The organism is Rubrivirga sp. S365 (genome assembly GCF_032248475.1).
Lineage (GTDB): Bacteria > Bacteroidota > Rhodothermia > Rhodothermales > Rubricoccaceae > Rubrivirga > Rubrivirga litoralis.
Genome location: NZ_JAVTTN010000002.1, coordinates 13,507 through 38,769, shown reverse-complemented (window position 1 = coordinate 38,769; position 25,263 = coordinate 13,507). Strand labels below are relative to the sequence as shown.

Here is a 25,263-nt window from a genome sequence, read left to right as displayed (position 1 = left end):
GAGCCCGCTCGAGGGGCTCATCTCGGTAGGTGCCGGACTCCACGGGACTCCGCCACTCCCCGAGAGACTTTTTTTGCTCCCGCCTCGGAGCGCCCCACGCTGCATCCCCGTCTTTGTCGTTCGGCACGCTCCCGCGGGACCGCCCCTCACCCCTGTCGCCCGGAAGGCGGGCAGCCATTTCGTCTTTGCTTACGTAGTGCCCAGGCACTTTGATAAAGTGCCTGGGCACTATTGGGTGACTACATCCGCTCGCGAGCAGCGTCGAGGACGCGCCGTGCCTTCTCTCGGTCCTGATCAAGGGCGGGCCAACTCGGGCCTGAGTCCGCCGCTCGGAGGACGGGTTCGAGGACGGCCACCGCCTTGCCTTCCCGCCCCGCCGCGACGAGGGACGCGGCCCTGGCCGTCGCCGCCGACAGGAGGATGCCCCGCGAGAGGCCGACGGCGGGAAGAGTGCGGGCCACCCGGAGCCCGTCAGCACTCCGGTCGAGCGACCCCTCTACGTCGCCAGCTTCGAGGGCCAACTCGGAGAGGCCGGTGAAGGCGAGCGCGAGCGTCTGAGGACCGACGTCGGCCGGACGCATGGCCGCCACCCTGGCGATGGCGGCTTCGGCCCCCGCCTGGTCTCCCGCCCTCCTGAGCGCCCTGCCGTGCCCGAGGAGCGCGTGGGCGAGCGCGGCATCATCGCCGACGTCCTCGGCGTCAGCGGCGACCTCGGAGAGGAGCGCGGCGGTGAGCCGGGGCGCCTCGGGTCCTCGGAGGGTGGCGGCCACTGTTCGAGCACGGAGAGCTCGGGGGTCCCGTCTGCCGAACTGCCGCGCCAGCGTCTCGGCGGCCCGCTCCGCTACTTCCCGTGCGTCGTTCGCGTTGCCCATCTGGCGAAGCGCGTGGGCCTCGGTCAGGAGCCCGAGCGCCACGACCTCGACTCGCGCGTCCGGCGATGCCCCTGCCGCTGGTCGGTCCGCCCCGAGGAGCGCGTCCACGGTTTCGCGCGCCTTCTCAGCCGCCATAGTCGGCTTCCCCTGAGCCGCCAGCACGGCGGACCGGACGATCTCTGCCCGCGAGGCGATCAAGGCGACCGTCGCCGAGTTCTCGGCACGGGGGAACACCGGGACGTGCGAGCCTGCCCCTTCACGCACGTCGCGGCTCCGCTGCACCTCGGCTGTCCAGTCGTGCCTCAGTCGGTTGAGAGTGCTCCGGGCGCTGCGGAGGCGTTCCGAGGCCGCGTCGCGTTCTCCCGAGTAGGCGTGGTAGAGCGCGAGGTCGGTCTCCACGCTGGCGGCGACCGCGCTCCCCTCGCCGTACCGGGAGACCGCGAGGGCCAGGGCCTCAAGGGCCAGCCGGGTCGCGCGGCGGACCCCGTCGGCCGACGGGAGCCCGAGCATGTCCGGGCCGCCAAGACCGGCTGTGCACCGGGCCTGCCCTCGGAGCGCGGCGACGACGACGGGATGGTCCGGCGCGGACGGCGTTCGGAGGAGGGCGGCCCTCCCGTAGAGCGGGAGGGCGTCGGCGCAGTCGCCCCGCCTCACCAGCTCGTCGGCGACCACGAGGTTGAGGTCAGCCTCGACCGCCGGTTGCCCCCGAAGTTCACTCGTGAGTACCCCTCTCGCTCGGCCGAGGAGGTCCCACTCGTCGTAGTCCCCGCCCGAGGGCGAGCGGAGCATTTCCGCGACGGCGCCGACGACCTCCCCCCTGCCCCGCTCCGAAACTTCCAGGTTAGCCCGCCAGCGCTGGTCGGCCGCCGCGAAGGCGAGCACGACCGCTACCACGCTCAGGGCCGCGGCGACGAGACCGACGCGGTGTTGCGCGAGGAACCACAGGCCCCGCGAGACGGGGCCGAGCCCGATCCCCGACGGGGCGCGGCCCGCCAGCACTCGGCGGACATCGGCGTGGAGCGCGTCGGCCGAGGCGTAGCGTGCTTGGGGGGACGGGTCAATGGCCCGCTCGACCACGGCGTCGAGGGAGCGGGCGAACTGCCGCTCCATCCGTAAGCCCGAGACGCGGGACGGGGCGGCGCCCCCGTCGAGCGGCCGACGCTCCGTGAGGAGCTCGTAGAGCACGACGCCGAGGGCGAACACGTCGGTCGCCGTCGTGGTCTCGGCCTCTCGCCCTGCCCCGGCAGGCAACGCCTGCTCGGGCGCAGCGTAGGCCGGTGTCATCGGCCGGAGCCCTTCTCCGGTTGGCCCCTCCCCCGCCCCGCCCCAGCCCGTCGCGTACGCCCGGTCAGCGAGCGGCCTCGCGATGCCGAAGTCGAGGAGGTGGACCCGGTACGTGCCGCTGGGGGCCTTCGAGGCGAGGACGTTCGACGGCTTGATGTCGCGGTGGACGACGAGGTGGGCGTGGGCGTAGCGGACGGCGTCGCAGAGCTGGGCGAACAGCTCGACGCGCTCTACGGCGCCGAGCCCGTGAGCCCGAGCGAAGTCGGTGATCGGGCCGCCCCGCACGTACTCCATCGCGAAGCAGGGGCGCCCGTCATCTGTGATTCCGGTGCCCAAGAGTCTCGGAATCGCGGGGTGCTGGAGGGCTGCGAGCTGGTGCTGCTCGCGCTCGAACCGCGCCGCCGCGCCAGGGGCCTCCGAGGTCAACACCTTCACCGCCGCCTGCTGGCCGGTCTGCGGATCGTCGGCGAGGTACACCTCGCCCATCCCGCCCCGCCCCACCCTCCGACGGATCATGAACCCCCCGGCCCAGGTGCCGACCAGCTCGCGCCGAACTCGTCTTTCCGACTCGAGCCCTCGGTCGCTGCCGCCGTCGTCGGGGAGGGAATCTGATAGGTCTAGTGCCCAGGCACTTAATGAAAGTGCCTGGGCACTATCGGGGACCGTCTCGTCTCGCGATGGAGACTTCTCGATAGACTCCGGCCCGATTGCAGCGAGCAAGTCCTCGACGCCGTCTCGGACGGGGCCGGGCGCTATACGCTCGGCGGCGCCTCGCCTCTCGGACTCTGGGAGCTCCAGCACCCGGTCGATGGCCTGCTCGACCTCCCGCCAGCTCCCGCTCACCCAGTCGGCAGCGCCGGCCATAGTGGGCGGCGGCCCCGACCCCTCGCGGGTCACGTCTCCCTCTCTCTCCATCTCTTTCATGCGGCGTGGGCTGGGCGTCGGAGGTCTCCGCATCGGAGGGCCGGACACGAACCTCGGGGATCAGTCGAGCGGAGGTTCCACCCGGAGGAGGACACCCAGGAGTCCCCGGGCCTTCGTGAGGTCCCGCTCGACCGTCCGGCGCGGGACCTTCATAGTGGCCGACACCTGGCCGACCGTGAGGCCCACCTCGAACCGGAGTCGGACGACCTCGCGGAGGCGGGGCGAGACCCGGCCCAGGCGGTCGAGTGCGCCCGCGAGGTCGAGCGCGCTGTGGACGCCGGCCTCAGGCTGGGCCTCCGCGCTCCCGGAGAGGCGGTCGTCGTCGAGCGTCACGCGGGCGGCGGAGCCCCACCGCTTCTGGCGGTTCCGGGACCGGGCGCGCGCGATGACCACCTGGTTCATCTCGCGGTGGACCCTCCCCATGTGGGCGTCGGGGTCCTCTCGGACCTCGTCGGGGAGCCGGAGGTAGGCCTCGTGGGCGAGCCCGGTCGGCCCCACGGTGCACTCGCTCTCCCGGCGGTGGACCCGGCCGGCCACGTCGCGGAGCCGCTGGTACACGTCGGGCTGCCGTCGCCTCCGGCGGCCGGTGAAGAGGGAGAGCCCTCGCGGGCCGGGGTGTTCTGTCTGTTCAGGGCGCTTCTGACGCGGTGCCATCGTGGACTGGACGGGTGGTGGGATCGTCGTGACCCAAAATGTAATACAAGACATCTGGCGGCAACCCCTTTTTACCGTTTTCGCCGCCAGCCCCCGCCGGGGAGCCTCTTGCTCAGCCCCCGCCCGTGTCAGTCCTCAACCAGAAGCGGCCGGAGCGCCGAGCGGACGTCGGAGACGGGGCCGACGTAGCGGGAGTCGATCGACGTGCGGACCCGGCCGGAATGGAGCCAGTATTCGCCGACGCCGAGGGCGTGCTCGCCGAGGCGGGGAGAGAGCGGCCGCCCTGAGCGGTCCCGGAAGAGGGGCGCGCTGTTCGGGAGCCGGACGCCCTCCACGGCAACCCCCAGGCTGTCCACGACGACGCGGTCCCCGGGGAGCGCGGCGATCTCCTTGCCCAACGGGATGACCCCTCCGGGGCAGTCCCCGTTCGGGAGGTAGTCGGCGACCGCCTCGGCGGCCTCCGGCCCCGGACACGCCTCGACGAGCTGGCCCCGCCGCGCGGTGGCCGGGTCGAAGTCGGAGGCGAGGTAGAGCCCGCGGGCGATGCTCTCGGTGTAGTTGAACCGGACGCCGACGGCGTAGGCCGCCACCGCGACGGCGAGGAGGACGGCCCCCAGCGCGAGGGACGCGCGGGCGAGCGTCCGGAGCCGGCCGCTCACGCCCCGGCCCCCCCGCCGAAGCCGAACGCCCGGAGCGCGTTCTCGACGATGTCGCTCATGTCGGACCCGCGCGGGTCGTCGCCGGACGCCCCGGCCACCTTGACCTCCTTGTGGATGGCGGGGTCGATGTACGAGGTCATCTTCCGCTTCTCGCCCCCCTTGTGGAGGTAGAGCCCGCCCCCGAGGTAGTTGCCCCGATTCGGCGGCACGCCCTTCTTCTTGGCCTTCGACGGGGACCGCTTGGCTGAGGTACCCCCCGACGCCGCTGGTTTCTCGGGCGTCGCCGCCTCGGGCGGCGCCTCTGGAGCAGAGCGCGCTGAAGGGGCCGGTCGGCCCTTGTCGGGCGGGGGCTTGGCGGGGCTGCGGGGCTGCGTGAGCATCCCCAGGAAGTCGATCTTGCGGTCGTCGTCGGCCATGTCGGGGCGGGTTACGCGGCGGCGGGGGAGGGGAGGGCAAGCGAGCCGTGCTCGGATAGCGTGTCGAGGACGGCGCGGTAGTCGTCGGCGAGTCGGCCGTCGGGCCGGTACTCGACGGCCGTGAGTGCGCGGGCGTACGACCGGCTAGCGGCCGAGCTCGTCCGGACGGCGGGAAGCACGTCGCCCTCGGGGTAGTACCCAAAGGCCTGGTGGAGGACGTCTAAGAACTCGGCGGTCTCCGAGTACCGAGCGTCCACGGCGCACGGGAGGTAGAGCACCCGGGGGACCTCGCCGAGCGCGCCCTCGACGGCGTCCACCATCTGCCGGAGCCGGACGATCCCGCGCATCGAGAGCGACGAGAGCGTGACGGGAGCCACGATGAGGTCGGCGCCGGCGACGGCGTTGAGGCTGAGCCGACCGATGGCCGGCGGGCAATCGACGACGCAGAGCCCGTAGCGGTCGGACTTCCGAACGCTGGCGACGAGCTTGCCGACAGCCCAGAGGTCGCCGGACTCGGCCAGCGACTCCTCGAACAGCGTGAGCCCCTCGGTAGCGGGGAGCACATCGATCCGTCCCGACCCCTCACCAATCGCGCCCGGCTCCCGGCCAGTCACGACAGCGTCGGCCCAGCGCCCGCCGCCAGCGAGCACGTCGCTGAGCCCGAGGCCCTCGGGCGCGCGCCCCAAGAACAGCTCGGTCGATGAGCCTTGGGCGTCGAGGTCGACGACGAGCACGTCGGCCCCCCGCTCGGCGGCGGCGGCGGCGACGGTGACGGCCGAGGTCGTCTTGCCGACGCCTCCTTTCTGGTTGGTGAACGCGATCGTCTTCATAGGTCCAGGGGGAGAGGGCGGAGGATACGAAGTGCTCAGGCACTTACGCTAGTGCCCAGGCACCTTATCAAAGTGCCTGGGCACTCAAATTTGGATCGGGTGCAGTCAATGACGGCGATGCTTCGCAAGAACGAAAGTGCGCACCGCGTAGTCGTTGAGAAGCACCCCGTCTGACGCCCCTGAGCGCGCGCGTGCTGCGCGGGGACGCCTGCAAGGTGTCCGAGGTCGCATCGTCCCTCCGCGGCGCCTGGGAGGGCCGTGTCGCTCGCGGGGTGCAGTGCTTAGTCCGGCGTCAGACCGATCGATAAGAGCGCCAGTTGCGGGGCCGCGCCGTGTGGCTCGGGGCCGTGGCGCGGGAACGGCGTCGTGCTCGGCACGCCGTTCCCACTCCACACCCCTCGCCATGAACTCCCCCGCAACCCACGCCGCCGTGCGTGACACGTCCCGCCCCGAGCCGCCGCACGGCTCACGTGCCGAACTCCTCCTCGCCGCTGCCGTCGAGCAGAGGCTCGGGGCGTCGGAGCCCCTGCCGGCCGACGATCTCTTCGCGCTCGCGGCCGACGCCTACGGCGGCACGCTCGCCGAGGGCGCCTTCACGCCCCGCGACGCCTACGACGCCGCCGAGCTCGGCCTCCACCTCCACCTGCTCCGAACCGTCGGGACGATCCCCGCGGAGCCCGACGCCGCGCGGGACGCGCTTGCCGAGGTCGAGCGGCTATCGGACCTCCTGCCGAGCCAGACGCGCCGGACGACGGAGCAGAACGACTACCAGCAGTTCTCGACGCCCGCCGCCTACGCAGGCCTCTGCGCCTGGGTAAGCGGGGTGGGAGAGGGGATGCACGTCCTCGAACCCTCCGCCGGGACCGGGGCGCTCTGCGCCTTCGCGCTCGCAACGGGCGCGGAGGTCCACGCCAACGAGCTGTGTGACCGTCGGGCCGACCTGCTGGCGGTCCTCCTCCGAGAGGCGGGCCAGAACCCCGAGACGCTCACGCGCGAGAACGCCGACCACCTCGACGCCATCTTGCCGCCAGCGGTGCGGGCCGACGTCGTGACCATGAACCCGCCGTTCTCGAAGACCGCCGGGCGTCTTGGGAGCCGCCGCGTCTTGACCGTCGGGACCGACCACGTGCTCCAGGCGCTCCGCCGACTCGACGGGGGCGGGCGGCTGGTGGCCGTCCTCAGCGCGGGCGTCCGGCGCGGCAAGCCGACGCACCGGGCGTTCTTCGAGGTCGTCGACGCCGGTCCGTTCCGGCTCCGGGCCGATGTCGAGGTCGGCGGGGCCGTGTACCGACCCTACGGGACCTCCGTGCGGACCCGGCTCCTGGTCGTGGACCGAGACCGAGCGGAGGCTGGAAGCACGGGGGGACGGGTAGAGGCCGCCGTGGAGACCGTGGGTGAGGCCGTCGGCGTGCTCGCGGGCGTCAAGCGGGAGTAGCGAGAGGGGCGCGAGCAGGTGCGAGTACCTGCTCGCGGCTTCGAGATACTGCGAGCACGGAGTACACGACCGGGGTGAGGGCCGGCCATCGCTGACGCGCAATCGTCCCGGCCCTGGACGGGTGCTCAACGAGCCCGGGCGGGGGTCAGGCCGCTTCGCCCAGCGTCATCACCTCGCTCGCGATCCGAGCGCCGGACGCGTCGCGCGCCACCTCCAGGTCGTAGTGCGCCTGGAGGTTGACCCAGAACTCCGGCGTCGTCCCGAAGTAGCGCGCCAGCCGGAGCGCGGTGTCGGCCGTCACCGACCGCTTCCCGTGCACGATCTCGTTGACTCGGCGCGCGGGCACGCGCATCGCCAGCGCCGCCCTGTTCTGTGACAGCCCCAGCGGGCCGAGGAACTCCTCGGCCAGCACCTCGCCGGGGTGGACGGGGTGGAGCACGTCGCCTGCCCGGATCGGCTGGCGGTCTTTGGAGGGGGAGGGCATAGAGCGGGGGGGCGTTGGCGGCTCGGTGGCCGCACCTCAGGGGAGCGCCACGGCGCTAGTGGTAATCGACGATCTCCACGTCGTAGGCGTCGCCGTCGCGCCACGCGAAGCACACCCTCCACTGGTCGTTGACCCGGACGGAGTGCTGACCGGCCCGGTCCCCCTTCAGGGCTTCGAGCCGGGTCGCGGGCGTCGCGACGGGCGGGCGGAGGTCGCCGAGGTCGGCGGCGGCGTGGAGCATGACGAGCTTACGGAGGGCGCGGCGCTGGACGTCCGGCGGGATCTTCCGGCTCTGACGGCGCCGGAACAGCCGCTCCGTCTCGGCATCGGCGAACGACTTGATCACGGGGCCGACACGGGGCCGACACGGGTTGGGCGCCCGGAGTTTAACGCGTCGCGTCATGGCGTGCAACCGCGCCGTCCGACTCACGACCGCGCGTCGGGGTGCGCCAGGTCCCCCCACGCCCGACCAGCGTCCCGCACCAGCCCCAACAGGCGCCGCCGCCGCTGGCGGTCTCCGTCCGCCGCCCGAGCGAACGCCTCGGCTCCCACGACCGGCACCCCCACCGCCGCCAGCGGCTCGAGCGCCGGGGCCTCCGGCGCCACGTCGGCCGGGTCCACGAACGACGTGCCCAGCGTGTCCAGGTACGCGCCCAGCACGCGCCTCAGCGGCTCGACCTCTGCGGGTGCCATCCGGGCCTCCGGCGCTACGCCTTGCGCCAACAGCAGCAGCGCCTCGTCGAGCGCCGCCAGCATCACCGGCGCCGACGTCCGCCGCTCCCGGCTCTGGAAGAAGTGCAGCGCCGGGTACGCCTCGTGCCGACGCCCGTGCGCCTCCACGAGCGGCACCAGGTTCGCCAGGTGCGTCGCCAGCCCGTCGAAGCCAGACCCGGTCCAAGCCCCCGTCACGACGGCCTGGGGCGTCGCGCCCAGCCCGTGCACTACCCCGGCCAGCTGGCGGGCGCCCGTCACCGCGCCGACCACCTGGAGCACGTAGGTCACCACCAGCGTCACGACCGCGAACCCGTTCAGCGCGACGGCGCTCGCGACGACGCCCCAGGCGCCCGACCCCGGCGCCCACAGCGCGCCGAGCCCGAGCGTCGAGAGGTACGTCCCTACCACGTAGGCCCGCGACCACCCGTCTGCCGGTGCCCCCGTCTTCGGGTCCACGATCGAGGCGGGGTCGGCCGAGAACACCAGCCACCAGCCCAGCCACAGCGCGCCGACCCACCACAGGAACGCGGCCACCAGGACCGTCGGACCCGTCCACCCCGGCGCCCGCCCGCCGCCGACGGCCTTGGCGAGCGCGTAGACGCCCCGCCCGATCCGCCCCGACACCGGACCCGCCCCGCGCGGCGCCACCGTCGTCCACAGCGCGTCCACGAGCGCGAGCGCCACCAGGGCGCCGCCGACCACACCTGCCCAGAGACCGCTCATGTCTTCGCCTTCTGGCGCGCGCGGAGGGGCAGGTCCACGAGCATCGGGAGCCCCTGGATGCCCGCCGCGAGCACGAACGCCCACCCCTCGAACGACCCGTAGGCCACGAGCAGCCCCACCACGGCCGCCGCGTTCGCGAGCGCCCACAGCCCGTAGGCCGCCTTCCGCGCGCCGCCCTCGACCCAGGCCGCCGTCAGCGCGAACCCGACCGCGCCGACGGCGAACCACAGCGTCCGGTAGCTGAAGTGTGTGACGGACTCGCCCGCGAACCCCGTCGCCAGCGCGTTCTCGACCATCGTGACGACCACCAGCCCGACCCAGAGCGCGCTCAGCTTCCCGACATCCGCGCCCCGCTGGCGGGCGGACCACGTCATCCAGAGCGGGACGGCCATCGCGGCCGTCCACAGGCCCAGGATCGGCCAGACGGCGCTGTGCCCGCTCCGGCCCAGGATCTGCGTCAGCAGGTAGGCCAGCGTCACGGTCACGCCCCAGGCGGCCAGGAGGTGCTGCTTGTCCATCGAGCGGTCGTCGTCGTCCGAGTGGGAGTCGTCCATTGGGAGGGGGCGGCGTCCTCTGGGGTGCCGTCGTTGGGAAGAGAGGGCCGGTCTACCCGGACGGCCCCCGTGGGAGTTCGCCGGGCCACCTTAAAAGCCGATCCGGTCCGCCGAGCTCCGGTCCCTCGCGGCGCCGGGGCTCCCCCGACCGTACCGATCGGGTCGCCGCCCGTCCGAGCCCGCACGGCCGGTGTCCGCCGCCGACCGCACGGCCCGACTACTCCGCCGGGGCCATGCGGTACACCGAGCCCGAGGCGTGGCCCAGCTCGGGGCTGGTCGTCACCATGAGGTAGACCTCGCCCGAGAGGTCCTGGCCGAAGCTGAGCAGCAACCCGTCGAGCTCGCCGCCGGGCAGGCTCGGGAACACGACCTCCTCGAAGGGCCAGTCGTCGCCCCGGCGGTCGGCGACGAACACGCGGCCGGGCTGGTGGCCGTCCTCGCCCATCGACCGGCTGTAGTTGCCGAACAGGTACCGCCCGCGGAGGAAGGGGAGCGCGTCGCCACGGTAGACGCAGCCGCCGACGATGGCGACGCCTAGGCCGTCCTCGAAGGCGCCCGAGTTCTTGGCCTCGATGACCGGCATCACGAGCGGGTCGCCCTCCACGGGGTGCCGGCCGTTCGTCGTCGTCGGGCAGTCCTCGTACGGCTCGACCGGGTTCGCCGCGTTGAAGCAGTGGGCGCCCTCCCATACGTTCCACCCGTAGTTGCCGCCCTTTGTGATCACGCTGACCTCGTCGTAGAGGTTCTGGCCGAGGTCGGCGGCGATGAGGTCGCCGCCGTCCGGGTCGAACGCGAACCGCCAGGGGTTCCGGAGCCCGTAGGCCCAGATCTCGCCCTTCACGCCCGGGATGTCGACGAACGGGTTGTCCTGGGGGACCGCGTACGGCTGGCCGCTGCCGTGGTGGCCCTCCCCGCCCTCCGCGTCCACGTCGATGCGCAGGATGCTCCCCAACAGGTTGTTCTCGATGTCCTGCCCGTTCCCGCCGTCGTTGACGTCGTACCAGTCCTCGGGGCGGCCCTGGACGAAGAACTCGTCCTGGTCGTCGCGGAGGCCGCCGTCGCCCATCGCGACGTAGAGCATCCCGTCCGGCCCGAACGCCACCGTGCCCGCGTTGTGGTTCATGTAGGGGTGGTCGTGCTCGATGAAGACGACCTCCGACGACGGGTCGGCCCGGTTGGGGTCGCCGTCCATGACGTGGAACTCGCTGAGCCGGTTCGTGTGGTCGAACCCGTCGGGCGCGCTCTCGCGGAGCGGGGCGCTGTAGAATACGTAGAAGTGGCCGTTCTCGGTGTAGTCCGGGTGGAACGCGAGCCCCAACAGGCCGCGCTCGTCGTACCCCTCGTTGAGCTCTACGAGTTGGTCGCGGAGGTCGAGGAACGGCGTGCCCAGCTTCTGGCCGTCGCGCGTCACGATGTGGATGAGCCCCGTCTGGTCGACCACGAACAGCCGACCGGTGTCGTCGGGCGGCTCCGCGAGCGCGAGCGGGTGCGTAAAGCCGTCGGCGACGAGGTCGAGGCCGACGGCCGGCTGGGCGCTGGCGGACGTGACCGCCAGCAGGGCGAGGAGGAGGGTGGAGAGGAGCCGTCGCATGGCGGGAGGGGTTAGAGAGACAACGAAAGGCCGAGCCGGAGCTGGCGTCCGGCGGCGGGGTAGAGGTAAACGCGCGGGCCGCCGCTGGGCGTCCCGGCGCCGCTGGCGTCGGGGAACCCGGTCGTGGCGTACTCGGCGCCGGTGAGGTTGAACGCCTCGGCCACGACGGACACGGCCCGGTCGGCGACGGGGAGGCGGTAGGCGAGGCGGGCGTCGAGGGCGGCCCAGGACGCGAGGGGGATCGTGTTCGCGTCGTCGAGCCAGACCCGCCCCGCCCCGCGCGCGGTGAGGCTGGCGGTGAGCGGCCCCCGCACGGCGCTGGCGCCGACGGCCCACACGTCGCGCGGGATGGCCTTGAGGAAGCGGCCCGCGAAGTCGCCGCCCTCGACCGTGGCCTCGGTGTAGGTGTACGTCCCGAACACCGAGGCCCCGCCCAGCGACACTGCCAGTCCGGCCTCGACGCCGCGGTGGAGGCTCTCGCCGATGTTGCCGTAGGCGAAGTCCTGCAAGCTGAAGTCGATCTCGTCCTCCATGTCGATCCGGTAGGCGGCGAGCGTGGCCTCGGCCAGCGCCGCCCCGAGGCGGGCCCGGTGCGTGAGCCCGGCCTCGACCGACGTCCCGCGCTGGGGCCGGAGCGCCGCGTTCGAGAGCGAGACGGCGAAGGGCGGGAACGGGACCCCGATCGTCCGCTGGTCGAAGAGCTGGTCGAGCGTGGGCGCCTTGAAGTGACGCCCGGCGTTGACGTAGACGTGGCCGACCTGGCGGGCCGTCGCGAGCCACCGGAGGTTGGCGCCGACGCGCGGGCTCCACGCCGTGTGCGTCGCCTCGGAGGTGGCCGCTTGGGGGAGCACGGCGGCGAACTCGTCGCGGAGCGCGTCGAGGCGGAGCCCGGCCACCAGGCGCAACGCGTCGACGGGCGAGACCTCGGCCTGGACGAATACGCCGGCGGCCCGGCGCGAGCCGTCGCCCTGCGCGGCCGGAGCGGCGTCGGGGTCCGGCGTCGTGCCGAGGTAGTCTTGGGCCGCCCCGGCGACGACCGGCGCGTAGGCCGATCCGAGCGACTGGAGCGAGCCCGTCGCTCCGACGAGCAGGCGGGCAGGGACGCCGAGCGCCGGGCGCTCGCGCGCGAGCGACCCCAGCGTCACGGTCGCGTTCGCCTCCAGCCGCGCGCCGTCGATCTCGCGCCGCTGGGTGTCGCCGAACTCGGGCGAGAGCGGCAACGTCCGCGTGACCTCGGACTGGCGGACCCCGCCGAACACGGCGCCGTCGACCGTGGCCGCCGACGCGGCCCGCCAGCGGCCGTCGAGGGCGAGCTGGTGCCGCCGCTCGTCGGTCCCGTCGAAGCGGTAGAACGGGGCCGACTGGCTCCGGGAGTCGGCGAGCGCTGAGGCGAGGAGCGGGCCGGGCAGGTCGGCCTCGGTCCAGGCGTGGTGCGTCGACATGGCGAGGTCGACGGACCCGCCCCGCGTGAGGTCGACGCGCCCGCCCGCGAGCCCGACCGTCCGCTCGGCGTTGTCGCGGAAGCCGCCGTAGCGCTTGACCGAGCCGTAAGCGCTCGCGTTGCGCCCGGCCACCGCCCCGCCCCCGCTCAGGCTAGCGAAGCCCGTGTCGTACGTGCCGCCCGAGAGCCCCGCCCGGAGGGGCGCCGGCCCCTCCTGGGTGACCACGTTGACGACGGCGCCGACTGCGGCGTCGCCCCACAGCGACGAGGCCCCGCCGCGGACGACCTCGACGCGCTCGATGGCGTCGAGCGCTACGAGCTCCCAGTCGACCACGCCGGTCTCGACGTCGTTGACCGGCCGCCCGTCGACCAGGACCAGGACGTACTCGGCCTCGCCGCCGCCGTAGAACCCGCGGACGGTCGCGGCCGGGGGCGTCCCGGCCCCGTCGCCGTTCAGGAACGCGAACCCGGGCGTGAGCCGGAGCACGTCGGCGAGGGTCTGGACCGGCCGGCGCTCGATATCCTCGGCCGTCACGACCGTCACGGCCGCCGCCGCCCGGTCGGGGTCGAGCGGGACCCGCTCGGCCGTCACGGTCACGCGACCGAGGCGGAGCGTGTCGGCGGGCTGGGCGCTGGCGGCGGCCGGTAGCAGGAGGACGAAGAGGACGAACGGGGTGCGCATCGGCGGGCGGGGCTAAACCTCCTCGACGGTGACCGTCTCCAGCGCGCCGTCGCGGACCTCGCGGCGGGCGCGGAGCCGGACGCCGGCCTCGCGGTCGGACTGGCGGAGCGCCTCCATGACGCGCGGGGTGGCCTGGGGCTCGAGCAGCGCCACGCGACCGTCGTCGCCGACGAGGGCGTAGCCGCTCTCGGCGCAGTGGCCCATCAAGCTGCACGCCGTCGTGTGCGCTCGAGCGCGCTCGGCGTACTCGTCGCGGGGGTACTTCCGGAGGCAGGCGATGTCGAGGACCCAGCCCTCGATGGTCTCAGGGTGCAGGTCGGGCATGTCAGGCGGGGTGGGTGCCGAGCGGGCGGCGCGGGACGGTCGTGCGGTGGTCGGCCTCGTCGCCCAGGAACTCCCCGTTCTGGGTCACCGTCGCGAGCGTGTTCAGCGCCAGCAGCCCGAAGCCGACCTTCGCGACCACGTCCAGGACCGTGAACAGCCCGGCCTCCCAGGCGTCTCCGACCACGTCCAGGCCCTCCGGCGAGATGAGCCAGACGACCGGGTACAGCGTCCACAGGAACACGTGGACGGCGACCAGCCGCTGGAACGCGCCGGCCGACTTCGGGTGCGCCGCGACCGCGCTCCGGCGGTACGGCCCCAGCAGCAGGTACGCCACGGCGAGGTAGGCCCCGCACGAGACGACGTACCACGTCAGCGCCCGCACGTCCTCGGGCAGCAGCGTCGCGATCAGTCCCGTCCCGATCATGAACGTGTTGGCCCCAATGAGCTGCGCCGCGAGCACGTTCCGGCTCGACGCGATGAGCGTGAGGTCCAGGAGCAGGAGCGGCGTCGTGATCCCCCACGTCGCGTAGCGGACCCAGGCCGTCTTCGTCCCGTCGGCCGAGACGAACGACCCGTACCCCATCGCCATCGTGAGGTAGAGCGCGAACGCCACCAGGCAGATGAAGAAGTTGAGGGTGTAGAGGATCTCGCGCGGCCGGTGGTCGGCCTTGGCCGCGCCGATTCCGAAGACCACGGAGCCGAGCGCCATCGCGGCCGTGCCGATCCAGTACCAAGTCGTCGCCATGGGCGGGGGGGAGGGTGGGGCTCCGATCTACCCCGGCGGCGCCCTCGGAGTCCACCCGTCTACCTTAAACCCTGCTCAGGTTGTCGAGAGTCGGGGTTCTCCCGACCGGCCTGTCCGGGCTCCTTCTGAGGCCCCGGCTCGCGCCACCGCGCCTGAAATGCCGTTAAGGTGGCGGCACGCGCGGGCCGTCCCCATAGGTTTGGGCTTTCGGCCGACCCGCCGTGCGGGCCGGTCCCCGCCGGAGCCCCCCGCCCCTCTATGCCCCCGCCCGACTGCGACGTCGCCGTCATCGGCTCCGGCCTGGCCGGGTCTGCCCTCGCGTGCTGCCTGGCCCGGGCCGGCCTCGCCGTCGAGGTGTTCGAGGCCGGGGAGCACCCCCGGTTCGCCATCGGCGAGTCGATGATCCTGGAGACGAGCGAGACGCTCCGGGCGATGGCCCGGCTCTACGACGTGCCCGAGCTCGCGTGGCTCACGGCCGAGCCGTACCTCGGGCGCCTGGGCTCGAGCCACGGGGTCAAGCGCCACTTCGGGTTCCTGCACCACGGGGCCGACGGCGCCCACGACCCCGCCGACCGCCACCAGTCGCTCCAGGCCGTGATCCCGGACGAGCTCCACGGCCACGAGCTCCACCTCTTCCGGCAGGACGCCGACGCGATGCTGGCCGCCGCCGCCGTCCGCTACGGCGCCCGGCTCCACCAGCGGACGCCGGTCGCGGGCGTGGACCTGGACGGCGACGGGGCCACGCTCCACACGCCGCTCGGGGCCGTCCGCGCCCGCTACGTCGTCGACGCCGGGGGGCGGCGCTCGCCGCTGGCGGAGGCGATGGGGCTGCGGACGACGGACGGGGCCGAGACGCACAGCCGGGCGCTCTTTACCCACATGGTCGGGGTCCGGTCGGTCCACGACGCGCCGGGCGCGGCGCGGCGCGACTACGACGTGCCGTTCACGTGGGACGAGGGGACGCTCCACCACGTGTTCCCCGGCGGGTGGACGTGGGTGATCCCGTTCGGCAACCACGGCGGCTCGACGAACCCGCTTACGAGCGTCGGGCTCGTGCTCGACCCGGCCGTCCACCCCGCGGCGGAGGGGCTCAGCCCGGGCGAGGAGTTCCGGGCGTTCGTCGCGCGGTACCCCGCCGTCGCGGCCCAGTTCGAGGGCGCCCTGGCCGTCCGCCCCTGGACCCGCGCGCCGCGCGTGCAGCACGGGTCCAGGGAGGTCGCCGGCCGCCGGTGGTGCCTGCTCGGCCACGCGGCCGGGTTCGTGGACCCCCTGTTCTCGAAGGGGCTCTACGCCTCGACGGCCGCCGCGTCGCTGGTGGCCCACCGGCTGATCCTCGCGCACGAGACGGGCGACTGGGACGGCGTCGACGCCGGCGGCGCCGTGGGACGGCAGGCACGGGGGTTCCTGCGCTCGAACGACCGGCTGGTGGCCCGGTCGTTCCGGGCGTTCGAGACGGCCGAGCTGTGGGCGGCGTTCTCGGTCGTGTGGCTGCTGGGCGCCCACCTCGAGCTCCTGGCGCTGTTCGCTGCGAGGGCCGAGGCGACGGGGGCGGACGGGCGGATCGACCGCGGCGCCTACTTCGAGCGGACGGCCAGCTTGCGGATGGTCGGCGGCGGGTTCGGCGGGTTCGACCGGCTGGAGGCCGAGGCGTACGCCGTCCTCGACGGGCTGGGCACGGCCGCCGAACGGGCCGCCCGGCTCCGGTCGCTCCTGGCCGGGCCGGAGTGGGTGCCCCACGAGTTCCGGTCGGTCCTGGCCGGCGGCAACCACCTCGCCCGCCGCAAGGTGAGCCTGGCCGTGCTCCGCCAGCCCGGCGGGCCGCTCGGGCGCGGGCCGTACCGCCGCCACTTTTTCGGCGTCCGCTCGGGGCTCCGGGTGGCCGGGTTCCTCGCCCGGGAGTGGGCGACGTACCGGCGGCCCGCGCTCGGGACCCTCCCGTAGGGTCCCGAGCGCGCCGACGAGGCTAGGGGCGGCGGTCAGCCGGGCGTGAGCGTGTCGAGCAGGCCGCCGCCCTCTTGCGCCTTCTGGACGGCCGCCCTCGGGCTCGCCTTGCCGAGGTCCGGCTTCTCGCCGCGCGGCGTCATCCGCTCGATCTTGAACGTCGAGCGCCCGTCGAAGCTCTCGCCGCCCGACCAGTTCCCCTCCGGCTGGGGCACCGACTCGTCCTTGCCGAACGTCAAGAACGTGTAGTTGAACTCGGACGGCTCGAGGCTCTGGTCGAAGTTGTTCGGGATCGGGTGGTTCTCGCGCCCCCCGAGCTCCTCCCAGGCCGCGAGCCACTGGTTCTGGTGCATCGTGTCGCGGGCGACGAGGTAGGCCAGCATGTCCTTCATGCCCGCGTCGTCGGTCATCTTGTAGAGCTGGACCGCGAGCATCCGGCCGGTCGACTCGGCGAGCGCGTTGGCCAGCATGTCGGCGGCCACGTTGCCGCTCGCGTAGACGTGGGAGGCGTTGAAGGGGACGCCCGAGGCGTCGACGGGCATGGCCGCCATGCACGTCGTGATCACGTGCTGGATGTTCATGCCGCCCAGGGCCGCGGCGACCATCGGGTCCTTCGCCGCCTGGTCCTGCTCGAGCGGCGCCCCGTCGAGGTTGAGCGCGACCGCCGTCGCCAGCATCTCGATGTGGGCCATCTCCTCGGTGCCGGTCTCGAGGAGCATGTCGCGGTACTTGGCCGGGCCGCGCGCGCCCCACGCCTGGAACATGTACTGGAGGCAGACACGGATCTCGCCCTGGATGCCGCCGATGGCCTGCTGGAGGGCCTTGGCGAAGACGGGGTCGGGCTTGTCGACGCGGACTTCGTACTGGAGCTTGCCGCCGTCGTGGTAGAACATGGGGAGGGGGGAGGTGTGAGGGGAGCGGTTCGTATCCGGCCCCGCCGTTGCCGCTCCCGGCTCCACCTTAAATCGCGCTCAGGTTGGTCCGGTACAGGGGCCTTCCCGATGGGACGGTCGTCTCCGCCCCCACCGGGGCCTCACCCCAAGCACGGCAGCGTGACCCAGAACGTCGCGCCCTGCCCCGGGCCGGGGCTCCCGCACCCGACCGCGCCCCGGTAGCCCTCCACGATCGCCTTGACGATGGCGAGCCCGAGCCCGCTCCCCGGCTCGGCCTGGACCTCCGGCGTGTCGGCCCGGAAGAACCGGTCGAAGAGCCGCTCGCACGTCGCGGCGTCGAAGCCAGGGCCGGTGTCCTGGACCTCCAGTCGGGCCGTCCCGCCCGCGTGCGTCAGCCGCACCGAGACCGTGCCGCCCGGCGGCGTGTACTTGACGGCGTTCCCGACCAGGTTGTCCACGACCTCCGCCAGCGGCGCCGCCTCGGCGGCCATCCGCGCGCCCGGGGCGACGTCGAGGTCGAGGGCCACCCCCTTCGCGTCGGCCTCGGCCCGGACCCGCCCAGCGCGCTGGCGGACCAGGTCGCTGAGGTCGAGCCGGGCCTCGGGGGTCTTGGCCAACGACTCCGCCCGCGCGAGCTGCAAGAGGCCCTGGACCGTCCCCGTCATCTCGGCCACGTCCTCGACAACCCGGCCCAGCGTCTCGCGGTAGGCCTCCGGCTCGCGCTCGCGCCGGAGCGCCACCTCGGCTTCGCTCCGGAGCGTCGCGAGCGGCGTCAACAGCTCGTGCGCCGCGTTCGACGTGAACCGCCGCTCGCGCTCGACCGACGCCTCCAGCCGCGCCAGGAGCCCGTTGAACGTCTCCGCCAGGTCCGTCAGCTCGTCGCGCGTCTCGAACTCCGAGGGCAGCCGCCCGCCCAGCCGCGCCCCGTCGTCCGCCATCCGGCCCGCCGCCTCCGTCAGCACCGCCACCGGCCGGAGCGACCGCCGCGCGAGCCACCACCCGGCGCCGAGCGCGAACAGCACGCTCATCAGCACCCCCAGCGCCAGCATCCGCCCCAGCTCCTGAAGCTCGGCGTGTCGGCTCCACTCGAACCCCGTCACCTCGACGTAGCCCGCTAGCCCCCCGCCGGAAACGACCGGTTGAACGAGCGACCGCGCGGGCTCGCCCGCCCATTCTTCGCTCCGCCGCAACTCCCCAGCGCCCTCCGGAAGCACCACGCCGAACGGCGGCTGCCCGTCGAAGTTGGGCGACCGGTACCGCACTCGGCCGTCCGCGCCCAGCACACGGACGAACGTCCCGTCCGGGCCGTCCATCCGCACCGCCGCCGGCCCCGTCTCCAACGCCGCCGCGTCGACCCCGCCTGGCCCCACGCGGAGCAGGGGCGTCACCACGCCCATCTCGTGGTCGAGGTGGCGGTCGAACGACCGGTGCGCGGCGGCGTGGAAGCCGATGTAGCAGAAGACGGCGAACGCGCTCAGGAGAAGCAGCAGCGTCAGCGCGTACCACAGCGCCAGGCGCGCCGAGATCGGGAGCGAGAGGAGTCGAGCCATGGCCCAAGAACGCGACGCACTGCCCACTACGCGCCCTCGCCCGGCGCGAGCCGGTAGCCCACGCCGCGGATCGTCTCGATGGTCGGGGCGTCTGGGGCGCTCGATGTGCGCTCGGCGTCGGCGAGCCGCTGGCGGAGCCCGCTCACGGTCACGTCGAGCGCGTTGTCGGTCACGAAGAGCGCGTCGCCCCACACCCGCTCGGCGAGCACGGTCCGCGACAGGGCCGCGTCGGCGCTCCGCATGAACACCTCCAGCATGGCGTACTCCTTCGGCCGGAGGTTCAGGACGGCCTCGCCCCGCGCCCCGGCCATCGTCACCTTGCGGCGCTCGCCGTCCAGCGCCAGCGGGCCGACCGAGACCGTCCGCTCCTGGTCGGAGAGCGGCGGGCGGCGCAGGAGCGCCCTCAACCGGGCCACCAGCTCCTCGAAGGCGAACGGCTTCGGGAGGTAGTCGTCGGCCCCGGCGTCCAGGCCCGCGACGCGGTGCTCGACGTCGGCGAGCGCCGTCAGCATCAGGACCGGCTGGTCCTTGCCCGCAGCGCGGATGCGCTCGACCAACGTCTTGCCGTCGCCCTTCGGCAGCCGCCAGTCCACCACGAAGGCGTCGTAGGCGTTGTCCAGCGCCAGCCGCTCGCCCGCCTCGGCGTCGCCCGCCACGTCCACGCGGTACCCCTCCTCCTCCAGCCCGCGGCGGACGGAGTCGGCCAGGCGGGCCTCGTCTTCGATGAGCAGGACCCACATGGGGGCGGAGGGGGGGAGGGACGGGTCGGTCATGGGATACCCACGGGGAAGGGCCGGGGCGGACACCTTAACGCCTTTTCAGGTCCGGCTCAGTCCCATTTCAGGCCCCGTCCCGTTCTATCGGCCCACGATCAACGCTCGCCATGCTCCTCGCCCTCGCCCTCTACTTCGCCGCGCTCGTCGTCGCCATCGCCGCCGTCGGACGCGCGCTCGCGCCGCCGTCGGTCCGCGCCCTCGACGCCGGCCTCCGCCTCGCCCCGTAGCCCCACGCTCATGCTCCCCGACTGGCCGCCCAACGTCCACCCCCTCGTCGTCCACTTCCCCATCGCGCTCCTGTTCGTGGCCGCGCTGGTGGACGCCGTGGCCCTCGTCGTCCGCCGGCGGTACGAGTGGGTCCGCGCCTCCGCCGTCGGGCTCTACGCGCTCGGCGCGCTCGGCGTGGCCGCCGGCTTCGTCACGGGCCGGCTCGCCTCGGACTCGGTCGACCTCCCGGCCCAGGCGATCACGACGCTGAACGCCCACGCCGACTGGGCGCTCTACCTCACGTGGTTCGCCGGGCTCTACGCCGCCGCCCGCGTGGCGGCGCTCTACTGGGACCGCGAGGGTCGCCTCGCCGTCCACCTCCCGCTCGCGCTCGTCGGGCTGGTCGGGCTCGTCCTCGTTCAGCAGACGGCCGAGCGGGGCGGGAGCTTGGTCTACGAGCACGGCGTCGCCGTCGCGGCGGTCTCCCAAGCCGGCCACGCCGGGATGGACATGGGCACGGCGGCCGGCCCCGCCGCCCCGCCCGACACGTCCGTCGCGGCCCGGCTCGACGTGCTCGCGGGCGCCCCCGCCGACGGGGCGACGTTCACCGTGGCGCCGGGCCGACCCACGCTCGCCGTCCTCCCCGACGCGCTCGGCGACCTCGAGGCGCGGGCCACCCTCGACCTCTCCGGCTTCACCGGGACGGCGTCGCTCGTCCACCACGTCCGCGGGCCGGGCGACTACGACTTCCTGGCCCTCGACAAGCCGCCCTCGGGCGAGGTCACGCTCCGCCAGGGCCGCGTCGAGGGCGGCGCCGAGACGACGATGGACAGCGGGACGGCGCCGCTCGACGGCACCGCTGAGATCAAGGCCTACGCCGTCGGCACCCACTTCCGCGGCTACCTCGGCGGCGAGCAGCTCACGCACCCCCACGCCGACGCCGCCCCGCCCGGCCGCGTCGGGCTCCGGCTCGACGGCGAGGGGGCCGTCCGCGTTATCGCCCTCTCGGCCACTCCCGTCGAGTAGCCCAGTCCCGTCTTCGTACTCCACCCCGGGGCCGCCCCTGCCCCTATATCCCCACGCCCATGCGCCCCCTCATCCTCACCGCCGCCCTCGCCCTCCCGCTGGCCCTCGCCGCCTGCGGCTCGGAGGACCCCGACCCCATCGTCCTCGACGCGGCCCCCGAGCCCGCGGCCACCGACGGCCTCGGCGACGCCGACCCGCTCTCGGACCCGGCCGACGAGGTCGCACCCTCGGTGATCGTGGACGAGACGCTCGTGGACGAGCCCGCCCGGCCCGCCCCGGCCCCGCCCGTGCCCCCGGCGGTGGCTCCCGCCCCGGCCCCCGACGCCCACCCCGACGGGGAGCACACCATGGACGACGGGACGATGATGGACGGCAACATGCCCATGGACCACGACATGGGCGGGATGCCGATGGACCACGGCGACGACGGCCACTCGCACGACGGCTGACGGCGCCGGGCGCGCGGGCCGTTCGCGCGCTCTTCGCCCGGCACCTTAGCGCCTTTTAAGGTGCCGGGCCGCACTCCCGCGCGCCGCGACCGTTACAGACACCCGCCCCCGACCCCACCCCGATGGACCGCCGACTCTTCCTCCGCAACGCCTCCGCCTTCGGCGCCCTCGCGGGCCTGAGCGCGATGACCCCGTCCTGGGCGCGCTCGGCGCTCACCCTCGGCCCCGCCCGCGTCGAGGGGCTCGCGCCGACCGTCCGACGGCCCGGCCTGGTCGAGTACGACCTCACCATCGACCGGACGCGGCTGGCGTTCGGGGGCAAGACGGGCACGGCCGTCACCATGAACGGGTCGGTCCCCGGCCCGCTCCTGCGGTTCACTGAGGGCGACGAGGCCGTGATTCGCGTGCACAACCGGCTCGATGAGCAGACGTCGGTCCACTGGCACGGGCTCATCCTTCCCAACAACATGGACGGTGTGCCCGGCGTCAACTTCCCCGGCATCGAGGCCCGCTCGACGTTCGAGTACCGCTACCCGATCCGCCAGTACGGGACGTACTGGTGCCACAGCCACTCGGCGTTCCAGGAGCAGCTCGGCCACTACGCCCCGTTCATCATCGACCCGGCCGGGCCGGAGCCCTACCCCTTCGACCGCGAGATGGTCGTGGTCCTGTCGGACTGGACGTTCGAGGACCCGCACGACGTCCTGGACAACCTCAAGAACCGGGCGAACTACTACAACTTCCAGCGGAACACGCTCGGCGACGTCATCGGCGGGGAGGTCAGCCCCTCGGAGTTCCTCTCCTGGGAGCGGATGCGGATGGACCAGACCGACATCTCGGACATCACGGGCGCGACCTACACCTACTTGATGAACGGGCAGGCGCCGGACCCCGGCTGGTACGGCCAGTTCCGGCCCGGCGAGCGCGTCCGCATCCGGTTCGTCAACGCGGCGGCCATGACGTTCTACGACGTCCGCATCCCGGGTTTGCCGATGACCGTCGTCCAGGTCAACGGCCAGCACGTCGAGCCGGTCGAGACCGACGAGTTCCGGATCGGCGTGGCCGAGACCTACGACGTCGTCATCGAGCCGGGCGACCGGGCCTACACCCTCTTCGCCGAGACCATGGACCGCTCGGGCTACGCCCGCGGCACGCTCGCGCCCCGGCCCGGCATGACGGCGGCCGTGCCCGAGATGCGCGACCGGCCCTCGCTGACCATGATGGACATGGGGATGGACCACGGCGCGATGGGAGGCATGGAGGGGATGGACCACGGCGGCATGGACATGTCCGGCGCGGCAGCAGGAGGCGCCGCGGGCGGCACGGACCACTCGCAGATGAGCGGGATGGACCACTCGGGCATGGCCATGGGCGCCGCCGCCGGCGCGATGGCGATGGGGGACACGGCCGGGGTCCGCCCGCCGGGCGCGCTCCCCGAGCCCACCATGCACGGCCCCGACGACCACGGCCTCGCCAACGCCATGGCCCCGATGGAGACCCGCAGCCGGCTCATGGAGCCCGGCGTCGGGCTGGGCGACGACGGCCGCCGCGTCCTCGTCTACGCCGACCTCAAGGCGCTCTACCCCGAGCCGCGCCGGGCGCCCGACCGCGAGGTCGAGCTCCACCTGACGGGCAACATGGAGCGCTACATGTGGTCCATCGACGGGAAGACGTACTCCGAGGAGCCGCTCATCCCAATGGTTTACGGCGAGCGCCTCCGGTTCACGATGGTCAACGACACCATGATGAACCACCCGATGCACATCCATGGGATGTGGATGGAGCTCGAGAACGGCCAGGGCGAGCGCATCCCGCGCGTCCACACGGTCATCGTCAAGCCGGCCGAGCGGGTCTCGCTCCTGATCGACGTGGACGCGCTCGGGCCGTGGGCCTTCCACTGCCACATCCTCTACCACATGGACCTCGGCATGTTCAGGGTGGCCATGGTCCAGCGGCCCGACGACTGGGAGCCCGAAGTGCTCGCCTCGATGTACCCCTCGGGGCTCCCGGCGGGCTTCCCGCGCCGCGACCTCGCCCGAGGCTAGACCGCCCCACCGGCCCACCCCGATCTCCCACGCTATGACCCGCCTCTCGACCCTCCTCGCCGCCGCGCTGGCGCTCGCCGCCGGCGCGGCGGCCCAGGACGCGCCCCCGTTCCCGGAGTACCCCGACTTCCGGCCCGGCGCCGTCGCCGCGGCCGACCAGAAGCTGTACTCGCTGGCGCTCCTGGACCTGTTCGAGGCCGCGCCGGCCGCCAGCGGCGTCCCGGCGCGCGTCGAGGGGCTCTACCGGATCGGCAACGACTACACCCGGCTCTACATCAAGGGCGAGGGCGAGGGACTCGTCGCCGACGGCGAGGGGGAGGTCGAGGGCCAGGCGCTCTACAGCCGCCTGATCACGTCCTACTTCGAGGCGCAGGCGGGCGTCCGGCTCGACACCGAGTTCGGCGGCGGCGAGTTCCAGGCCCGGCCCTTCTTGGTAGTGGGCTTGGAGGGGCTGGCGCCGTACTTCTTCGAGGTCGAGCCGGCGCTCTTCGTCTCGTACAAGGGCGACGTGTCCGCCCGGTTCGTGGGCTCCTACGACCTCCTCCTCACCCAGCGGCTCGTCGCCCAGCCACGGCTCGAGACCAACGTCGCCGTCCAGCGCGTCGAGGACTGGGGCGTCGGCTCCGGGCTCAACGACGTCGAGCTCGGGCTCCGCTTCCGCTACGAGATCACGCGCGAGGTGGCCCCCTACGTCGGCGTCAACTGGACCACGCTCTACGGCGACACCGCCGACTTCGCACGCGAAGAGGGCGGCTCGGCCTCCGAGGCCACCCTCGTCTTCGGGCTCCGCCTGTGGCGCTAGCCCGCCCCGTGGCGTTAGCCCGCCACCCCTCTCCACACTCTAGAACCCCACACCCATGACCCGCACCCTCCTCTTGGGCGCCGCCTTGCTGGCCGCGCCCGCCGCCCTCGCCCAGCAGCACGGTGACCACGACCACAGCCAGATGGACCACTCCCAGATGTCGGGGATGGACCACGGCGCGATGGACCACGACGCCATGATGGCGCTGCACCAGCGCATGATGGCGGACTCAGAGATCCACGCCCGGATGAAGGCCGACCCCGAGATGCAGGCGCTGATGGCCGAGGTGATGCCCCAGATGGACCACTCCGGCATGGACCACAGCCAGATGCAAGGCATGGACCACTCGGGCATGGAGATGCCGATGGACGCGGACGCCCGGGCCGCCATGATGGCCCAGATGCGCGAGCGGATGGCCGCCATGCCGCCCGCCGAGCGCGCCGACATCATGGGCCGGATGCAGGCCGCCCACGCCCGCCTGATGGCCGACCCCGCCGTCCACCAGCGCATGATGGCCGACCCCGAGATGCGCCGGATGATGGAGGCCATGCCCGAGGGCACGATGGACCACGGCTCGATGGACGGCATGGACCACGGTCAGATGCAGGGGATGGACCACTCGCAGATGAGCGGCATGGACCACAGCCAGATGCAGGGCACGGCCACTGGCGCTGCCAGCGGCGCCGCCTCAGGCATGGACCACTCCCAGATGTCGAGCGCGGACCACGCCGCCGGCGTCGCGATGCAGCGCCGGAACGCCGGTACCCCAGACGAGCGCCGCGCCATGGCCGCGGTCAACCCCGAGGCGTTCGACGCCTCGGCCACCGCCGACCGCTTCCACGCCGCGCTGGCGGCCGGCGACCGCCAGGCGATGGAGGCGATCCTGGCCCCCGACGCCGTCGTTCTGGAGGGGGGGCGCAACGAGTCCCGCGCCGAGTATCTCTCGCACCACTTCGCCCGGGACGCCGAGTACCTGAGCGGCACCACGCCCGAGCCGCTCTACCGCCGCACCGGCGTGGCCGGCGACGGCGCCTGGGTCGCCTCGACGCAGCGCGTCGGCGACGCCGAGATGGCCGAGCTGCTCGTGATGAAGCGGACCCCCGACGGCTGGCGCGTCGCCGCCGTCCACTGGTCGTCCGCCCGCTAGCCACGTCGGTTCTGCCGGAGTCCGATGGTCCACCCCGAGCCGGAGGTGTGCCAACGCGGCATCCTCCCGTCGTAGACGTGGGTGGACTCTTGCGA

The 25,263-nt window shown here is 73.3% G+C and carries 23 protein-coding genes; 7 read left to right on the top strand and 16 right to left on the bottom strand.

What is annotated here, in order from left to right; translation table 11 throughout:
• Nucleotides 1–239: 239 nt before the first annotated feature.
• The 5 genes from RQM47_RS15575 to RQM47_RS15555 all read right to left on the bottom strand — a co-directional run bounded on the left by RQM47_RS15575 (nucleotide 240) and on the right by RQM47_RS15555 (nucleotide 5,639).
• Nucleotides 240–3,020 carry a serine/threonine-protein kinase gene (locus RQM47_RS15575; protein ID WP_314009484.1) on the bottom strand — a complete coding sequence of 927 codons (2,781 nt, stop codon included), beginning with the start codon at nucleotides 3,018–3,020 and terminating at the stop codon, nucleotides 240–242.
• Between the two features lie 120 nt (nucleotides 3,021–3,140).
• The gene (locus RQM47_RS15570) at nucleotides 3,141–3,638 is read right to left on the bottom strand and encodes an ECF-type sigma factor (protein ID WP_314009483.1); all 498 of its coding nucleotides are present in this window, start codon (nucleotides 3,636–3,638) and stop codon (nucleotides 3,141–3,143) included.
• A gap of 224 nt (nucleotides 3,639–3,862) precedes the next feature.
• Nucleotides 3,863–4,393, bottom strand: a complete 531-nt coding sequence (locus RQM47_RS15565) for a S26 family signal peptidase (RefSeq protein ID WP_314009482.1) — start codon at nucleotides 4,391–4,393, stop codon at nucleotides 3,863–3,865.
• Nucleotides 4,390–4,809, bottom strand: coding sequence for a hypothetical protein (locus tag RQM47_RS15560; protein ID WP_314009481.1), 420 nt, complete (start codon nucleotides 4,807–4,809; stop codon nucleotides 4,390–4,392). Before RQM47_RS15560 ends, RQM47_RS15565 begins: the two co-directional genes overlap by 4 nt.
• An 11-nt stretch (nucleotides 4,810–4,820) precedes the next feature.
• On the bottom strand, nucleotides 4,821–5,639 hold the full coding sequence (locus RQM47_RS15555) for a ParA family protein (protein ID WP_314009480.1): 819 nt from the start codon (nucleotides 5,637–5,639) through the stop codon (nucleotides 4,821–4,823).
• Between the two features lie 403 nt (nucleotides 5,640–6,042).
• Here RQM47_RS15555 and RQM47_RS15550 point away from each other — a divergent pair, with 403 nt between their 5' ends.
• Nucleotides 6,043–7,074: a class I SAM-dependent methyltransferase gene (locus RQM47_RS15550; RefSeq protein ID WP_314009478.1), complete on the top strand. Its 1,032-nt coding sequence runs from the start codon at nucleotides 6,043–6,045 to the stop codon at nucleotides 7,072–7,074.
• Nucleotides 7,075–7,219: 145 nt separating this feature from the next.
• Here RQM47_RS15550 and RQM47_RS15545 read toward each other — a convergent pair whose 3' ends face one another.
• The 8 genes from RQM47_RS15545 to RQM47_RS15510 form a co-directional block, all read right to left on the bottom strand.
• Nucleotides 7,220–7,558, bottom strand: a complete 339-nt coding sequence (locus RQM47_RS15545) for a HigA family addiction module antitoxin (protein WP_314009476.1) — start codon at nucleotides 7,556–7,558, stop codon at nucleotides 7,220–7,222.
• Nucleotides 7,559–7,613: 55 nt separating this feature from the next.
• Nucleotides 7,614–7,904: a type II toxin-antitoxin system RelE/ParE family toxin gene (locus RQM47_RS15540; RefSeq protein WP_314009474.1), complete on the bottom strand. Its 291-nt coding sequence runs from the start codon at nucleotides 7,902–7,904 to the stop codon at nucleotides 7,614–7,616.
• An 80-nt stretch (nucleotides 7,905–7,984) separates the two neighbouring features.
• Nucleotides 7,985–8,995 (bottom strand): hypothetical protein, encoded by a 1,011-nt coding sequence (locus RQM47_RS15535; RefSeq protein WP_314009472.1) that lies wholly within the window; start codon nucleotides 8,993–8,995, stop codon nucleotides 7,985–7,987.
• The gene (locus RQM47_RS15530) at nucleotides 8,992–9,549 is read right to left on the bottom strand and encodes a hypothetical protein (RefSeq protein WP_314009471.1); all 558 of its coding nucleotides are present in this window, start codon (nucleotides 9,547–9,549) and stop codon (nucleotides 8,992–8,994) included. Before RQM47_RS15530 ends, RQM47_RS15535 begins: the two co-directional genes overlap by 4 nt.
• A 217-nt stretch (nucleotides 9,550–9,766) precedes the next feature.
• Entirely contained in the window at nucleotides 9,767–11,140 is a 1,374-nt protein-coding gene (locus RQM47_RS15525) for a PQQ-dependent sugar dehydrogenase (RefSeq protein WP_314009470.1), read from the bottom strand.
• Nucleotides 11,141–11,151: 11 nt separating this feature from the next.
• Entirely contained in the window at nucleotides 11,152–13,263 is a 2,112-nt protein-coding gene (locus RQM47_RS15520) for a TonB-dependent receptor (RefSeq protein WP_314009468.1), read from the bottom strand.
• Nucleotides 13,264–13,275: 12 nt separating this feature from the next.
• Nucleotides 13,276–13,587 carry a hypothetical protein gene (locus RQM47_RS15515; RefSeq protein ID WP_314009466.1) on the bottom strand — a complete coding sequence of 104 codons (312 nt, stop codon included), beginning with the start codon at nucleotides 13,585–13,587 and terminating at the stop codon, nucleotides 13,276–13,278.
• Nucleotide 13,588: 1 nt separating this feature from the next.
• Nucleotides 13,589–14,332: a bacteriorhodopsin gene (locus RQM47_RS15510; RefSeq protein ID WP_314009464.1), complete on the bottom strand. Its 744-nt coding sequence runs from the start codon at nucleotides 14,330–14,332 to the stop codon at nucleotides 13,589–13,591.
• Nucleotides 14,333–14,590: 258 nt separating this feature from the next.
• Between RQM47_RS15510 and RQM47_RS15505 the strand changes: the two genes are divergently transcribed.
• Complete coding sequence (locus tag RQM47_RS15505) at nucleotides 14,591–16,273, top strand: NAD(P)/FAD-dependent oxidoreductase (protein WP_314009462.1); 1,683 nt, start codon at nucleotides 14,591–14,593, stop codon at nucleotides 16,271–16,273.
• Between the two features lie 35 nt (nucleotides 16,274–16,308).
• Here RQM47_RS15505 and RQM47_RS15500 read toward each other — a convergent pair whose 3' ends face one another.
• The 3 genes from RQM47_RS15500 to RQM47_RS15490 form a co-directional block, all read right to left on the bottom strand.
• Nucleotides 16,309–17,166, bottom strand: a complete 858-nt coding sequence (locus RQM47_RS15500; protein WP_314009460.1) for a manganese catalase family protein — start codon at nucleotides 17,164–17,166, stop codon at nucleotides 16,309–16,311.
• Between the two features lie 140 nt (nucleotides 17,167–17,306).
• Nucleotides 17,307–18,716: a sensor histidine kinase gene (locus tag RQM47_RS15495; protein ID WP_314009458.1), complete on the bottom strand. Its 1,410-nt coding sequence runs from the start codon at nucleotides 18,714–18,716 to the stop codon at nucleotides 17,307–17,309.
• A 26-nt stretch (nucleotides 18,717–18,742) separates the two neighbouring features.
• Entirely contained in the window at nucleotides 18,743–19,489 is a 747-nt protein-coding gene (locus RQM47_RS15490) for a response regulator transcription factor (RefSeq protein WP_314009457.1), read from the bottom strand.
• 240 nt (nucleotides 19,490–19,729) lie between these two features.
• On the opposite strand from RQM47_RS15490, the gene RQM47_RS15485 reads away from it, so the two are divergent.
• The 5 genes from RQM47_RS15485 to RQM47_RS15465 all read left to right on the top strand — a co-directional run bounded on the left by RQM47_RS15485 (nucleotide 19,730) and on the right by RQM47_RS15465 (nucleotide 25,168).
• Complete coding sequence (locus tag RQM47_RS15485; RefSeq protein WP_314009456.1) at nucleotides 19,730–20,725, top strand: DUF2231 domain-containing protein; 996 nt, start codon at nucleotides 19,730–19,732, stop codon at nucleotides 20,723–20,725.
• A 59-nt stretch (nucleotides 20,726–20,784) separates the two neighbouring features.
• Nucleotides 20,785–21,174 carry a hypothetical protein gene (locus tag RQM47_RS15480; RefSeq protein WP_314009455.1) on the top strand — a complete coding sequence of 130 codons (390 nt, stop codon included), beginning with the start codon at nucleotides 20,785–20,787 and terminating at the stop codon, nucleotides 21,172–21,174.
• A 122-nt stretch (nucleotides 21,175–21,296) separates the two neighbouring features.
• On the top strand, nucleotides 21,297–23,219 hold the full coding sequence (locus tag RQM47_RS15475; protein WP_314009454.1) for a copper resistance system multicopper oxidase: 1,923 nt from the start codon (nucleotides 21,297–21,299) through the stop codon (nucleotides 23,217–23,219).
• A gap of 34 nt (nucleotides 23,220–23,253) precedes the next feature.
• Nucleotides 23,254–24,021, top strand: a complete 768-nt coding sequence (locus RQM47_RS15470; RefSeq protein ID WP_314009453.1) for a copper resistance protein B — start codon at nucleotides 23,254–23,256, stop codon at nucleotides 24,019–24,021.
• A gap of 55 nt (nucleotides 24,022–24,076) precedes the next feature.
• Nucleotides 24,077–25,168: a YybH family protein gene (locus tag RQM47_RS15465; protein WP_314009452.1), complete on the top strand. Its 1,092-nt coding sequence runs from the start codon at nucleotides 24,077–24,079 to the stop codon at nucleotides 25,166–25,168.
• The last annotated feature ends 95 nt before the right edge of the window (nucleotides 25,169–25,263 follow it).

Coding starts and splice junctions, on each gene's coding strand:
- RQM47_RS15560 (WP_314009481.1), bottom strand. CDS start 4,809: ATGGCCGACGACGACCGCAAGATCGACTTCCTGGGGATGCTCACGCAG.
- RQM47_RS15490 (WP_314009457.1), bottom strand. CDS start 19,489: ATGACCGACCCGTCCCTCCCCCCCTCCGCCCCCATGTGGGTCCTGCTC.
- RQM47_RS15555 (WP_314009480.1), bottom strand. CDS start 5,639: ATGAAGACGATCGCGTTCACCAACCAGAAAGGAGGCGTCGGCAAGACG.
- RQM47_RS15470 (WP_314009453.1), top strand. CDS start 23,254: ATGACCCGCCTCTCGACCCTCCTCGCCGCCGCGCTGGCGCTCGCCGCC.
- RQM47_RS15525 (WP_314009470.1), bottom strand. CDS start 11,140: ATGCGACGGCTCCTCTCCACCCTCCTCCTCGCCCTGCTGGCGGTCACG.
- RQM47_RS15475 (WP_314009454.1), top strand. CDS start 21,297: ATGGACCGCCGACTCTTCCTCCGCAACGCCTCCGCCTTCGGCGCCCTC.
- RQM47_RS15545 (WP_314009476.1), bottom strand. CDS start 7,558: ATGCCCTCCCCCTCCAAAGACCGCCAGCCGATCCGGGCAGGCGACGTG.
- RQM47_RS15485 (WP_314009456.1), top strand. CDS start 19,730: ATGCTCCCCGACTGGCCGCCCAACGTCCACCCCCTCGTCGTCCACTTC.
- RQM47_RS15535 (WP_314009472.1), bottom strand. CDS start 8,995: ATGAGCGGTCTCTGGGCAGGTGTGGTCGGCGGCGCCCTGGTGGCGCTC.
- RQM47_RS15520 (WP_314009468.1), bottom strand. CDS start 13,263: ATGCGCACCCCGTTCGTCCTCTTCGTCCTCCTGCTACCGGCCGCCGCC.
- RQM47_RS15515 (WP_314009466.1), bottom strand. CDS start 13,587: ATGCCCGACCTGCACCCTGAGACCATCGAGGGCTGGGTCCTCGACATC.
- RQM47_RS15505 (WP_314009462.1), top strand. CDS start 14,591: ATGCCCCCGCCCGACTGCGACGTCGCCGTCATCGGCTCCGGCCTGGCC.
- RQM47_RS15550 (WP_314009478.1), top strand. CDS start 6,043: ATGAACTCCCCCGCAACCCACGCCGCCGTGCGTGACACGTCCCGCCCC.
- RQM47_RS15575 (WP_314009484.1), bottom strand. CDS start 3,020: ATGGCCGGCGCTGCCGACTGGGTGAGCGGGAGCTGGCGGGAGGTCGAG.
- RQM47_RS15510 (WP_314009464.1), bottom strand. CDS start 14,332: ATGGCGACGACTTGGTACTGGATCGGCACGGCCGCGATGGCGCTCGGC.
- RQM47_RS15480 (WP_314009455.1), top strand. CDS start 20,785: ATGCGCCCCCTCATCCTCACCGCCGCCCTCGCCCTCCCGCTGGCCCTC.
- RQM47_RS15465 (WP_314009452.1), top strand. CDS start 24,077: ATGACCCGCACCCTCCTCTTGGGCGCCGCCTTGCTGGCCGCGCCCGCC.
- RQM47_RS15530 (WP_314009471.1), bottom strand. CDS start 9,549: ATGGACGACTCCCACTCGGACGACGACGACCGCTCGATGGACAAGCAG.
- RQM47_RS15500 (WP_314009460.1), bottom strand. CDS start 17,166: ATGTTCTACCACGACGGCGGCAAGCTCCAGTACGAAGTCCGCGTCGAC.
- RQM47_RS15495 (WP_314009458.1), bottom strand. CDS start 18,716: ATGGCTCGACTCCTCTCGCTCCCGATCTCGGCGCGCCTGGCGCTGTGG.